This is a genomic window from Streptomyces sp. NPDC107550 (assembly GCF_055639095.1).
Genome location: NZ_JBVKBC010000004.1, coordinates 26,604 through 39,283 on the forward strand (window position 1 = coordinate 26,604; position 12,680 = coordinate 39,283).

The window sequence follows — 12,680 nt, forward strand, 5'->3', positions numbered from 1 at the left end:
GGTTACCTCAGGCCCCCTTGGCCGCGGTACGGACCAGGACGAGGCCGCCGTTCGGACCAGGAACCGCGCCCTTGATGAGCAGCAGACCCTTCTCCGCGTCAACGGCGTGGACGGTCAGGTTCTGGGTGGTGACCCGCTCGTTGCCCATACGGCCCGCCATGCGGAGGCCCTTGAACACACGGCCGGGGGTGGCGCAGCCACCGATCGAGCCCGGCTTGCGGTGCACGCGGTGGGCACCGTGGGACGCCTTGCCACCACGGAAGTTGTGGCGCTTCATGACACCGGCGAAGCCCTTGCCCTTGCTCTTGCCGGTGACGTCGACCTTCACGCCGGCCTCGAAGGTGTCGGCGGCGATCTCCTGGCCGAGGGTGTACTCGCTGGCGTCAGCGGTACGGATCTCGACGAGGTGACGGCGGGGGGTGACGTCGGCCTTGGCGAAGTGGCCCTTGAGGGGCTTGTTCACCTTGCGCGGGTCGATCTCGCCGAAGGCGATCTGGACCGACTCGTAGCCGTCGGTGTCGTTCGTACGGACCTGGGTCACGACATTCGGGCCGGCCTTGACGACGGTGACCGGAACAACACGGTTGTTCTCGTCCCACACCTGCGTCATGCCGAGCTTCTCGCCCAGGATGCCCTTGATCTGCTTAGCCATCTCTCAGATCACCCGGCCTCAGAGCTTGATCTCGATGTCGACACCGGCCGGCAGGTCGAGTCGCATCAGGGAGTCAACGGTCTTCGGCGTCGGGTCGAGGATGTCGATCAGGCGCTTGTGCGTGCGCATCTCGAAGTGCTCGCGCGAGTCCTTGTACTTGTGCGGCGACTTGATGACGCAGTACACGTTCTTCTCGGTAGGCAGCGGCACCGGGCCCGCGACCGACGCACCAGTACGCGTCACCGTCTCGACGATCTTCTTCGCCGAGGAGTCGATGACCTCGTGGTCGTAGGCCTTGAGCCGGATGCGGATCTTCTGTCCCGCCATGGCTACTTAGTAGTCCTGTCTCTCGTAACGCTCTGGAACCTGGGGGCCCTGTTTCACACTTCCTCCGACCCACGCGGTCGGGCGTGTCGCAGTCCCGCTGACAGAAATATCCGTACGGATTTCCCTGCTAAGGGGTCTGCGGCCCGGGGCCGCGTGTGCTGGGGGAAGAAACCCACCAGGTGCCTGGCCGGGTCCCGCGCTGACACTTCCCGGAAGATTCCCGTACGTCCGCTCCAGCGCTGCCGCAAGCGACAGATGGGGCGACGAGTACTGTGGGACTCGCTTCCGGTCCTCCCGGCGGGAGGCGCGCAGCATCGGCACTCAACCGAGCAACCCCGCTAGTCTGCCATACGGGGCATGCCGGGTGCCAATCGAGCCGAAGAGACTACCCCGTGTGTGACCGAGGTCAAACCGGACGGGGCCCCGTCCCCGGGGAGCGCGGCGCGCCGCGGCGCAGGTCGGGCGCCTGACGCCCCCCGGGGCGAGGGAGGCGCCCTAGTAGGGCTCGGCCAGGACGTGGGCGGCGCCGGGGATGCCGACCTTCAGGAGTTCGTCCTCCTCCGGCGTCGTCGGGGAGCCCGTCTCCTGGCGCAGCACGGCGCGCGACATGGCCTGCACCCACAGGGCGCGGGGCCTGCGGCGCTCCTCCCACGCGGTGAGCGCGGCGGCGACGTCGGGCTCGGCGGTCAGGGACTCGGCGAGCACGAGGGCGTCCTCGACGGCCATGGCGGCGCCCTGCGCGATGTGCGGGGTGCTGGCGTGCGCGGCGTCACCGGCGATGGCGACGCGGCCGACGTGCCAGGGCTCCTCGACCGTCACCTGCGAGATGCGCGAGTAGACGATCGCGGCCGGGTCGGTGACGGCGGCGAGGGCGTCCGCGATCGGGCCGGAGAACATGTGCAGGCGGGCGGCGAGCTGCTCGTGGGCGCGCTCGGGGTCGGGCCGGAAGCCGTCCTCCTCGGCGAAGACCGCGCCCAGGTACATCAGCTCGTCGGTGATGGGCGTGAGCAGCGCCTTCGCCTCCTGGCCCGCCGTGGCCATGACGACCCCGCGCACCTCGGGGGCGCGCGGCACGGTGACGCGCCAGTTGGCGAAGCCGGTGTACTCGGGCGTGAAGCGGTCCCCGTACAGGCGGGTGCGGAGCGGGGAGCCGATGCCGTCGAAGCCGACGACGAGGTCGAAGCGGCCCGCGGTGCCGTCGGACAGGGTGATGTCGACGCCGGTGCCGTCGTCGGCCAGGTGGGTGATCGTGGTGCCGAAGCGCAGGGTCGCGCCGGCGGCCTCGGCGGCGGCGCCGAGCACGCGGGCGAGGGCGGGGCGCGGGATGCCGTTGGCGACGGGCGTGCCCTCCATGCGGGGCTGGGGTATCGCGGCCAGCGTGTTGCCCGCCGGGTCGGCGATGGTGAGGGTGTCCCACTCGAAGCCGGCCTTGAGGCAGTCGTCGAGGACGCCGATCTCCCGCATGACGTGCAGCGCGTTGGTCGGCTGGATGATGCCGACGCCGAGCGCCTCCAGGCCGGGGCGCAGCTCGGCGACCTCGACGGTGTGGCCGCGCCGGGCGAGCGCGGTGGCGAGGGTGAGCCCGCCGATGCCGCCGCCGTGGACCAGGACGCGCAGGGTGGGTGCCATGTCAGGTGACTCCAGGGGTTCGGGTGGGCCGTCGCGCGGGCTCAGGCGACGGGCAGGCTCATGAGGTGGTCGGTGAGGGCGAGCAGCACGTCCTTGCCGAAGGCGCGCAGCCGTACGTCACCGATGAGCAGGGGCACGTACGGGTCGAGGTCGAGGGCGGTGCGGATCTCGTCCTCGGTGCGGGTGTTGTGGCCGTGGAAGCAGTTGATGGCGACGACGAACGGGATGCCCCGGCTCTCGAAGAAGTCGATGGAGGCGAAGCTCGTGTCCAGGCGCCGGGTGTCGGCGATGACGACCCCGCCGAGCGCGCCGTTGACGAGGTCGTTCCACATGAACCAGAAGCGCTCCTGGCCCGGGGTGCCGAACAGGTAGACGACCAGTTCGTCGCTGACGGTGATGCGGCCGAAGTCGAGGGCGACGGTGGTGGTCTGCTTCTCGTCGACGCCCGCGAGGTCGTCGACGCCGACGCTGGCCTTGGTGAGGTACTCCTCGGTGTGCAGCGGTTCGACCTCGCTGACCGCGCCCACCAGGGTCGTCTTGCCGACGCCGAAGCCTCCGGCGATGAGGATCTTGACGGCGGCGGGGGCCGCCTGACTGTGCGTCATGGACGTCATGTGGGTTCAGAGTCTCCGGAGTCCGTCACGTACGGCGGCCAGCAGGCCCCGGTCGGCGCCGCCCCCGCCCACCGCGTGCGCGACCGTGATCGGGGCGCGGGCGGAGAGCAGGCCCTGGCCGACGAGGTCGGCGAGCAGGATCTTGGTCACCGAGATGGGCAGGTCGAGGTCGGCGGCGACCTCCGCGACCGCGGCCGGGCGGCGGCAGCGGTTGAGGATCATCCGGTGCTCGGGCTGGAGCCGGGCGGGGCGCAGCGGCACGCCGCGCTCGTCGAGCGGGGCGTCCCGTGTGGTCAGCACGGTGATGAGGGTGAGGTCGTCGCGCTCGGGCGCGGTCCGGCCCCGGGTGATGGTGTACGGGCGGACCATGCTGCCGCCCGCGTCCTCGTACGGGTCGCTCTCCTCGGGGCCGAAGCCGGGGCGGTCGTACCCCGCGCGGCCCTGGTTCCCCCCGGGCCCGTTCACGCGCCCGGCCCGGTCCCGGTACCGAAGGCGTCGAACTCGCCGCGCACGGGCGTGCCGAGGTTCTGGCCGACCTGCTGGACGAGGTTGTGCATGGCGAGGGACATGACCTCGGCGTCGACGTCCTGGGAGGCGACGACGGCGAGGTGGGTGCCCTGGGCGGCGGCGATGATGAAGAGCCACAGGTCGGCGAGTTCGACGATGACCTGGTGGACGACTCCGCCGTCGAACAGCTGGCCGACCCCGCGCGCGAGGCTCTGCTGGCCGGTGCAGATCGCGGCGAGGCGTTCGGCGTCGGCGCGCGTGATGGTCCTGGAGTGGCTGACGACGAGGCCGTCGTCGGAGAGCAGGACGGCGTTGCGGGTCTCGGCCACCGAGTCCACCAGTCCGTCGAGCAGCCAGTCCAGGTCCTGGTGGGTGGCGGGGGTGCGTGTCATGACCGTTCTTCTCTCGTGGGTCTCGGGGGATGAGGGGTGACGGGCGGTGCGGGGTCGGCCGGTGCCACGGGGACGGGCAGCCGGTTCGAGGTGGTGGTGTCGTCGCCGTCGCGGGCCGCGCGGGAGCGCCGCTGGAACGCGCCGATGGTGGCGCCCGCCCGGCGCGGCACCGGCCGCAGCAGCGGGTCGTCCTGCCAGCGCGGGGGGCGGGGCTGAGCGGGCCGGGAGACGGGGTCCACGCGGAGTTCGTCGACGAGGCTCGCCTGCCGCACCCGCCGGGGCAGCGGAGCCTCCGGGGAGAGCGGGCGCCTGGGGGCGGCGGGCTCGGGCGCGGCGGGCAGGCCGGTGATATAGGGCGCCGGGGGCTGCGGGGCGTAGATCCCGCCGTCCTCGGCCCGGTGCGGGTCCTCCGCCGGCTGCGGGGCGGGCGGCTGGAAGGCGTCGTAGGTGCCGAAGGGGGCGAAGGAGTCCTCGGCGTCCTCGGGATCGCCCGCGTCACCGGGGGTGCCGTAGCTCCCGTACACGGTCTGCGCGGGCGGCGTCCCGAACGGGTCCGGGGCGGCCGGTGCGGCTTCCGGGGCGTGGGCGGTGTGCGCCTGCGCGGTGTCGGCGGCGGTCCCCGCGCTCTCGTACGGGCCCGCCGGATCGGCCGGGTAGGTCTCCCCCGCCGGGTACGGCTCCCCGTACGCCTCTCCCCCGGCGTACGACTGCCCGGCCGGGTACGGCTGACCGGCGTCCAGGACGCGTCCGTGCACCTGATCGCCCCGGTCCGCGCCGGCGTACGGGCCGGCCGGGTGGGTCCGGGCGGTCGCGGGCATCTCCGGGTACGGGTCCTGCGACGCGGTCCGCGGGTACGGGTCCTGCGGCGCCGCCTGCGGGTCGGAGCCTGCCGGGGCGGGCGCCTCGGCGGGAGGGACCTCGGCGGGCAGCGGGGCTGCGGCCGGGCGCAGCTCGGTGACCTGGGCGGGCCCGCGCCCGCGCGCCCGGCGCTGCGGGAGCGCGCCGTCACCGGCGGCGGAGGCAGCGGATGCGGCGGAAGCGGCGGCCGGCTCGGGGACGGCGACGGGACCGGTGGGCGCGGCGGCGGGGTCGGGGGCACCGGCCTCGACGACGAGTTCGCGGGGCACGAGCACGATGACGCGGGTGCCGCCGTACGCGGACGAGCGGAACTCCACGCGCAGCCCGTACTTGGAGGCGAGGCGCGCGACCACGTGCAGGCCGAGCCGGACGTCCTCGGAGTCGGCGAGCAGGTCGAGCCGGGGCGGGCGAGTCATCAGGGCGTTGATCTCGGCGAACCGCTCCTCGTCCATGCCGAGCCCGCGGTCCTCGACCTCCAGGGCGATGCCGTGGCCGACGCGGGCGGCGCGGACCTCGACCTGGCTCGGCGGCCGGGAGAAGGACAGGGCGTTCTCGATGAGTTCGGCGAGGATGTGGGTGAGCGGGCCGACGCCGTGCGCGGCGATCCGGGCGCCGCCGTCGATGTCGAGGACGACGCGCTGGTAGTCCTGGACCTCGCCCTGCGCCGAGCGGAGCACGTCGAGCAGCGGGACGGGCTTGCGCCAGCGGCGGTGCGGGGTGCCGCCGGAGAGGATCACGAGGTTCTCCTCGTAGCGCCGCAGCCGGGCGGTGAGGTGGTCGAGGTCGAAGAGGCCGTCGAGCACCTCGGGGTCCTCGTGCCGGCGCTCCAGCTCGTCCAGCTTCTTGAGCTGCTGGCCGATCAGGCGCTGGGTGCGCAGGGCGATGCGCTGGAGCAGCTTCTCGAACCCGCGGTGCTGGTCGGCCTGGCGGACGGCGGCGCTCAGGGCGCTGGTGCGGGCGAGGTTGAGGGCGTGCCCGAGCTGCGCCAACTCGTCGTCGCCGCGCGGCCGTTCGCCCTCCTCGATGGCGGCTGCCTCGGCCTCCACGTCGATGCGCTCGCCCCGGCCGAGCCGCTCGACGACCTCGGGCAGCGCCTTCTCCAGCGATTCGGCCTGCGCCTGGAGGTGGCCGATGCGGCGGCGCAGGCTGCGGGTCAGACGCCAGGTGGTCCAGATGACGGCGATGACGGCGAGCAGGCCGACGAGGCTCGTGACGACCATCTTGACGAGCAGCGACTTGACCGCGCCCATGCCCTCGTCGACGACGTACGCGGTGCGCTGTTCGAGGAGCTTCTCGATCTGCGGCATGACCGAGTCGAGGGCGCCGCGCCAGGCCTTCTCGTCCACGTCGAGGCGTACGGAACCGCTGGCGCCGGCGGCCGCCGGGCGCAGCAGCCGGTCCTCCAGGCGGGTCTTGGTGCGCCAGGCGTCGCCGCCGGTGAGGTGGCGCCAGGTGGCGCGTTCCTCGTCGGTGAGGCCGGGGACGACCTTGGTCCCGTACAGGAAGGGCTGGGCGACGACGGTCTGGCGGAGCTGGGCCCAGGCGTCGGCGCTCAGGCGCCCGGAGCGCTCGCCGCGGGCGAGGAGGGCGTCGCTGCGGGAGATCATCTCGCGGGTCCAGAACAGGTCCACGAGCGGCTGGGACAGGGTGGTGATGCGGCCGTTGTCGACGTGGCTGAGCGCGGTGAACAGGCGCATGTCGACCGCGATGAGGTCGGTGTAGTAGCGGTAGACGACGGCCTGCTGGCCCTGGTCGCCCTCGTCCACGAGCGTGCGCTGCGCGGGGAGTTGGTCGATGGCGCGGCGGGCGGCGGCGACCGCGTCCAGGACCTCGCCGGGGGCGTCGCCCGCGGACACGTCGGACGCCTCGCGGAAGCTGTCGATGGCGGCGTCGGTCTTCTTGCGCTGCGCGGTGAGCGCGGCGGCGGAGCCCGGGTGGCGGGCCAGGACCTCGGCGCTGAGCCGCCGTTCCTCCTGGAGGTTGTAGTACACGATGTTGGAGGGCTGGCCGGCCTTGTCGGCCAGCATCCCCTGAGCGGCCTGCCGCTGGAAGTCCAGGAAGGTCTGCCCGCTGGTGACCGTCCACAGGACGATCAGCGCGATACCGGGGACGAAGGCCAGAACCAGCAGGGCCGTGCGCAGCGACACAGGTGCCGCGACGCTCCGCCATGACGACGCACGCGTACGCAGAGCAAACTCCTTGGCGTGGAACGGCCTTGACGACCGCTCAAATTCGCACACAACTACGACGCGCGCATATTAGTCACATGAGGGAAACTGTTGTGACGCCGGTCCCACATGATCACCACACTTCGGTCACGACGACTCCCGGACCCTGCCCCCGACCGGCCCCCGCCATCAGGTACGTACCAGCGTCTTGCCCTGGCCGGTGACCGGTACCAAGCTCCTTGCATGGAGCTGGAGTTGAGGCACCTCAGGACGGTACGCACGATCGCCGAGGCGGGCAGCCTCTCGCGGGCCTGCGGGGACCTCGGGCTGACCCAGGCCGCCCTGAGCGCCCAGCTCAAACGGATCGAACGGGCGCTGGGCGGACGCCTCTTCGAGCGCGGCCGCTACGGCGTACGGGCCACCGCGCTCGGCGAACTGGTGCTGGCCCGCGCCCGCGTCGTCCTGCCCGCCGTCAGCGGCCTGCGCGAAGAGGCGGCGCGGCTGGCCCGCACCGGCAGCCCCGACGTGCTGCGGCTCGGCGGGACGCACGGCCCGCTGCTCGGCGCGCTCGTGGACCGGCTCGGGCACGCGGCGCCCGGGATGCGGGTCACGACGTTCACGTCCTGGTCGGAGCGGGAGGTGGCGGCCGGGGTCGTCGAGGGGCGGCTCGACTTCGCCGTCACCGGCTCCTGCGGCGGGGCCGCGCCGCCCGGCAGCGGCGACCTGGAACTGCTGTGGGAGGAGGTGGCCGTCGACCCCGTGTTCGTCATGCTGGCCCACGACCACCCGCTGACCGCCCGCCCCGAGATCCCGCTCGGCCTGCTCGCCGACGCGGCCTGGGCGTGCGTGCCGGGCGACGGCTGCTTCGGCGACTGCTTCCGCGACGCGTGCGCCCGCGCCGGGTTCGCGCCCTCCATGCTGTACGAGACCGACACCGCGTCCTGCGCCCATCTGGTGCGGGTGGGGCGGGCGGTGGGCCTGTGCCGGGCGTCCTTCCCGCCCACCCCGGGCCTCGTCACACGCCCCCTCGCCGGTACGCCGCTGAGCTGGCGGCACTTGCTCGGGCGCGGGCCCGCCACCGAACCCGGGGGCCTCGCCGGGACCGTGCTGGCCGAGGCCCGCTCGGCGCACGAGGAGGTGGCGGCCCTCAGCGACAGCTACCGCGGCTGGCGCACGGCCCACGGCACCGGGCCCCGGCACGCGGACGGCTGAAGCGGGCGCGCCACTTCCATAACACCGGCGTGGGGGTCGGCCGACGGCTTACGGCACCGCCGCGCCCGCCCCTACGGTGACGGCACGTCCCCACCCCCGGGGCACCCGGCACACCGCTTCCCCGCGCACTCCCCGCAGGTCAGGCCCGTACGGCAGCTCACGTACGCGCCCGGCTCGCCGCCGCGTGCCCCACCGACGACGAACGAGGAGACCCCCATGCCTCAACCGCACGTCCCGCGTAGACGGGCCGGTGCCGTGGGCGCCGCGCTCGTGGCGTCCGCCACGCTGCTCACCGCAGGACTCGTCACCGACCAGGCGCACGCCGCCCCCTCCCCCGCGCAGGCCCTGCGCGTCGATTCGGCCCCGCCCGCGCTGCTCGACGCGATGCACCGGGACCTCGGCCTCGACCGCGCGCAGGCCCGGCAGCGGCTCGTCCACGAGGCCGAGGCGGGCGCCACCGCGGGCCGGCTCCGGCTCGCGCTCGGCCGCCACTACGCCGGCGCCTGGGTCAGCGGCCCCGAGTCCGCGCGGCTGACCGTCGCCACCACCGACGCCTCCGACGTGGCGGCCATCGAAGCGGCCGGCGCCCACGCCGACGTCGTCCGCACCCCGCTGACCTCGCTCGACGCGGCGAAGGCCCGCCTCGACCGGGCGGCGCGCGGCCACGACACGCGGGCGACGCCCGTCTGGTACGTGGACGTCAAGGGCAACTCCCTCGTCGTCGAGGCCGCCTCCGGCGCGAAGGTCTCCGGCTTCCTCAAGACCGCGGGCGTGGACCCGGCGCTCGTACGGGTGAAGCGGACCGCGGAGCGGCCCCGGCCGCTGTACGACCTGCGCGGCGGCGACGCGTACTACATCGACAACAGCACGCGGTGCTCCATCGGCTTCCCCGTCACACGCGGCACCACGCAGGGCTTCGCCACCGCCGGGCACTGCGGCCGGGCGGGCTCCACGACGACCGGGTCGAACCGGGTGGCGCAGGGCACGTTCCAGGCGTCGATCTTCCCCGGGAACGACATGGCGTGGGTGGCCACCAACTCCAGCTGGACCGCCACCCCGAACGTCAACGGGGCGAGCGCGCAGGTCGCGGGCTCCACCCAGGCGACCGTCGGCTCCTCCGTGTGCCGGTCCGGCTCCACGACCGGGTGGCACTGCGGCACGGTCCAGCAGCTCAACACCAGTGTCACGTACCAGGAGGGCACGGTCGCGGGCGTCACCCGCACATCCGTGTGCGCGGAGCCCGGCGACTCCGGCGGCTCGTTCATCTCCGGCAGCCAGGCGCAGGGCGTCACCTCGGGCGGCTCCGGCGACTGCACGAGCGGCGGCACGACGTACTTCCAGCCGATCAACCCCATTTTGCAGAACTACGGGCTGACGCTGAAGACCACGGGCGGCGGCGACCCGGGCCCCGGGCCCGGCGACCCCGGTGACCCGGGCGGTACGTGGGCCGCGGGGACCGTCTATCAGGCGGGGGCGACGGTGACGTACGGCGGCGTGACGTACCGGTGCCTCCAGGGGCACCAGGCGCAGGCGGGCTGGGAGCCGCCGAACGTCCCCGCGCTCTGGCAGCGCGCCTGAGCTCCTCCACCCGAGGGGGAAAAAGTGGCCCGGGACCCCAAACCCCGGGCCACACCCGTCCCCACCGGGGGCGCCCAGATCAGCCCCGCCAGGGGCGCGGGGAACGGCGCGCCCAGCTCCAACGAAACCCGCACCCGGCGACAAACCCTGGGGCTCCGCCCCAGACCCCGCTCCTCAATCGCCGGAGGGGCTTGATTGACCGGCGCTGAGATCAGCCCCGCCAGGGGCGCGGGGAACTGCGCGAGAAGCCCCACCGGGGCTGCACCCGAGGCACAACGTGCACATACCCGGCGCTGGGGCGCCTGAGAGGCACCGGCACTGAAAGCCCCCGCAGGGGGCGCGGGGAACTGCGCGCTCAGCCACGACGCACCCGGCACCCTGGGGCGCTGCCCCAGCCCCCGCTCCTCAAGCGCCGGAGAGGCTGGGAGTTGACGCTGAGGCCGACTACGCGAGAAAACCCCCGCACGGGAAAGCCCCCCTCACAAAAACCCCGCCCCCAAAAAGCCCCCGTGATGAACGGAACACGACGCCCGCTCCAACTACAGGCAACCCACCCCACCCCGCACCCCTCTCCCCAGGTGAACACCTGAAAAGAGGCGAGCGCCCCACCGACCGCTGCCTCGACAGCGGACGGAGTGAGCGCCCCCGTGCGAAAGCGACCTGCGATACCCCAGCCGGAACCGACCGGCACCCCCGAATCCCCCCGAGCGATGTCCCGCCGCACGATCATGCTGACCGCCGGCGCAGCCCTCGCCGCAACAGGCGCCGTCACGGCCTGCGCCCGCCTCACCGCCCAGGGCGACACCACCCCGCCGAAGACGACCGCCCCCTCCCCAGCGACCGGCCGCCCCGCCGCCGAGGCGGACCGCGCGCTCCTGCTCCAGGTCCTCGCCCACCCCGACGACGACCTGTACTTCATGAACCCGGACACCCAGCACGCCCTGTCCGCCGGCACCCCCCTCGTCTGCGTCTACGTCACCGCCGGCGAGGCGGACGGCCGCAACAAGACCCCGCAGGACCGCGACCCGGCCCCCGACAAGGCCGCCTACTCCGCCGCCCGCCACCAGGGCCTGCGCCAGTCCTACGCGACCCAGCTCGGCCTGCCCGTGTTCACCCGCTGGGAGACCGGCGTGCTGCGCCTGCCCGGCGGTTTCCAGGCCGAGGTCGACACCCTCGACCACCAGGGCCGCCGCGTCGAGCTGATCCATCTCGACCTGGCGATGCACACCCCCGCCGGCCACATGGGCGTCCCCGCGCTCTGGCACGACCGCGGCCTCCAGCTCCGTACGGTCGTCCCGCAGGGCTCCCCGGTGCGCACCGTCCAGACGTACGACTACGACAGGCTCGTCGGCGTGCTGGTCGCGCTGTTGGACCGCTACCGGCCGACCCTCGTGCACACCCTGGACCCCGACCCGGACATCCAGCGCAGCGACCGCCTCACCCGCATCCGCGACAGCGAGCAGCCCGGCTACTCCGACCACGCCGACCACACGGCCGTCGCCTGTTTCACGTGGGCCGCGCTGATCCGCTGGTCGCAGGAGGCGAAGGGCGGGCCGCCGCCGTTCGCCGCGGCCGCGTTCCGGGGCTATTACAACAACCACTGGCCGAAGAACCTGCCGCCGCGCGTCCTGGAGGAGAAGGCCGCGCACCTCGTCCCGTACGGCGCGGCCCCCGACTGGAACTGCGGCAACCCGGCGGGCTGCGGCGACTACAACGTCGGCGGCGACCGCCCGCTGACCAACCGCAAGGGCTGGGTCCGCGCGACCCACTACCGCTACCCGGGCCCGCGCCTCGCGCTCACCGCGAACGCGGACGGCAAGGTCACCGCGTACGGCGTCCTCGGCCTGCGGGCCGTCCGCTACGACGAGCACGGCACCGGCTTCGGCGCCCCCGTCGACCTCGGCGGCGGCCCGCTCGCCCCGGTGCTCGGCTCGGCGGTGCTGCCGGGCGGCCGCCATCTGGTGTTCGGGCTGCGGCTCGCGGCGCTGGCCGGACGGGGCGAGCCGGACGTGCGCGAGATCGTCGTCCTGGAGGAGCGCGCCCCGCGCCGCTACGGCTCCTGGACGAGCCTCGGCAACCCCGAAGGCGGGAACGCCGACCGGGGCCGCAGGATCGGCGTGCCCGTCGCGGTCACCGCCCCCGACGGCCGCGTCCACCTCTTCGTCCGCGACGCGGGCCAGGGCGTCAGCACCCGCGTCCGCGCGACGGACGGCACCTGGTCGCCGTGGCGCTCGCTCGGGGGCGGCCCGGTCCAGGACGGCCTCACGGCGGTCGTCGGCGCCGACCGCCGTGTGCACATGTACGCGCCCGGCCGCGACACCGTCCACCACTGGACCCCGGACGGCCCCGCCCCGCTCGGCGCGCTGCCCGCCCCGGCCGACGCGATCGCCGCCGCCGGCGACCGCCTGTACTACCGGCCGCCCGCCTCCGACCGCCTCCTGTCCCCCGGCGGGCCCCCGGTCCACTTCCCCGGCTACGGGCCGGTGAGCGTCGCCGGCACCGCCGTCCTCGGCCGGGGCCTCGACGGCCGTATCCAGCTCCTCCAGGACGGCCGCGTCACCCGCCCGACCGGCGCCCCGGTCTGCCTGGACGGTCCGGCTCTCGTCGGCACGCGCCAGGGCCCCACGGCCGCCGGCGTCTCCCCGGACGCGCAGCCCTGGATCTGGCGCCCCGCCGAGGCCCGGGCCTGACCCACCGGGCCGCATGCCCCGGGCCCGGCCCGGGGCATGCGAAAGGGCCCGTA

At 74.1% G+C, this 12,680-nt stretch carries 10 protein-coding genes; 3 read left to right on the forward strand and 7 right to left on the reverse strand.

Features of this window, described 5'->3' with window-relative positions; genetic code table 11:
- Positions 1-7: 7 nt before the first annotated feature.
- From rplC to ACZ7LY_RS07310, 7 genes are all read right to left on the reverse strand, one after another.
- The gene (gene rplC / locus ACZ7LY_RS07280; RefSeq protein WP_471623539.1) at positions 8-652 is read right to left on the reverse strand and encodes a 50S ribosomal protein L3; all 645 of its coding nucleotides are present in this window, start codon (positions 650-652) and stop codon (positions 8-10) included.
- A gap of 18 nt (positions 653-670) precedes the next feature.
- Complete coding sequence (gene rpsJ / locus ACZ7LY_RS07285; protein ID WP_003948644.1) at positions 671-979, reverse strand: 30S ribosomal protein S10; 309 nt, start codon at positions 977-979, stop codon at positions 671-673.
- A gap of 495 nt (positions 980-1,474) precedes the next feature.
- A complete protein-coding gene (locus ACZ7LY_RS07290; protein WP_471623540.1) occupies positions 1,475-2,608 on the reverse strand; it encodes an FAD-dependent monooxygenase in 1,134 nt (377 codons plus the stop codon).
- 41 nt (positions 2,609-2,649) lie between these two features.
- Positions 2,650-3,213, reverse strand: a complete 564-nt coding sequence (locus tag ACZ7LY_RS07295) for a GTP-binding protein (protein WP_471623840.1) — start codon at positions 3,211-3,213, stop codon at positions 2,650-2,652.
- Positions 3,214-3,228: 15 nt separating this feature from the next.
- The gene (locus tag ACZ7LY_RS07300; RefSeq protein ID WP_471623841.1) at positions 3,229-3,591 is read right to left on the reverse strand and encodes a DUF742 domain-containing protein; all 363 of its coding nucleotides are present in this window, start codon (positions 3,589-3,591) and stop codon (positions 3,229-3,231) included.
- Positions 3,592-3,683: 92 nt separating this feature from the next.
- A complete protein-coding gene (locus ACZ7LY_RS07305; RefSeq protein ID WP_471623541.1) occupies positions 3,684-4,121 on the reverse strand; it encodes a roadblock/LC7 domain-containing protein in 438 nt (145 codons plus the stop codon).
- Positions 4,118-7,126 carry a sensor histidine kinase gene (locus ACZ7LY_RS07310; RefSeq protein ID WP_471623542.1) on the reverse strand — a complete coding sequence of 1,003 codons (3,009 nt, stop codon included), beginning with the start codon at positions 7,124-7,126 and terminating at the stop codon, positions 4,118-4,120. Before ACZ7LY_RS07310 ends, ACZ7LY_RS07305 begins: the two co-directional genes overlap by 4 nt.
- Positions 7,127-7,390: 264 nt before the next feature.
- On the opposite strand from ACZ7LY_RS07310, the gene ACZ7LY_RS07315 reads away from it, so the two are divergent.
- From ACZ7LY_RS07315 to ACZ7LY_RS07325, 3 genes are all read left to right on the forward strand, one after another.
- A complete protein-coding gene (locus ACZ7LY_RS07315) occupies positions 7,391-8,359 on the forward strand; it encodes a LysR family transcriptional regulator (RefSeq protein ID WP_471623543.1) in 969 nt (322 codons plus the stop codon).
- Between the two features lie 216 nt (positions 8,360-8,575).
- Complete coding sequence (locus ACZ7LY_RS07320) at positions 8,576-9,937, forward strand: carbohydrate-binding protein (protein WP_471623544.1); 1,362 nt, start codon at positions 8,576-8,578, stop codon at positions 9,935-9,937.
- 710 nt (positions 9,938-10,647) lie between these two features.
- Positions 10,648-12,627, forward strand: coding sequence for a PIG-L family deacetylase (locus tag ACZ7LY_RS07325; RefSeq protein WP_471623545.1), 1,980 nt, complete (start codon positions 10,648-10,650; stop codon positions 12,625-12,627).
- The last annotated feature ends 53 nt before the right edge of the window (positions 12,628-12,680 follow it).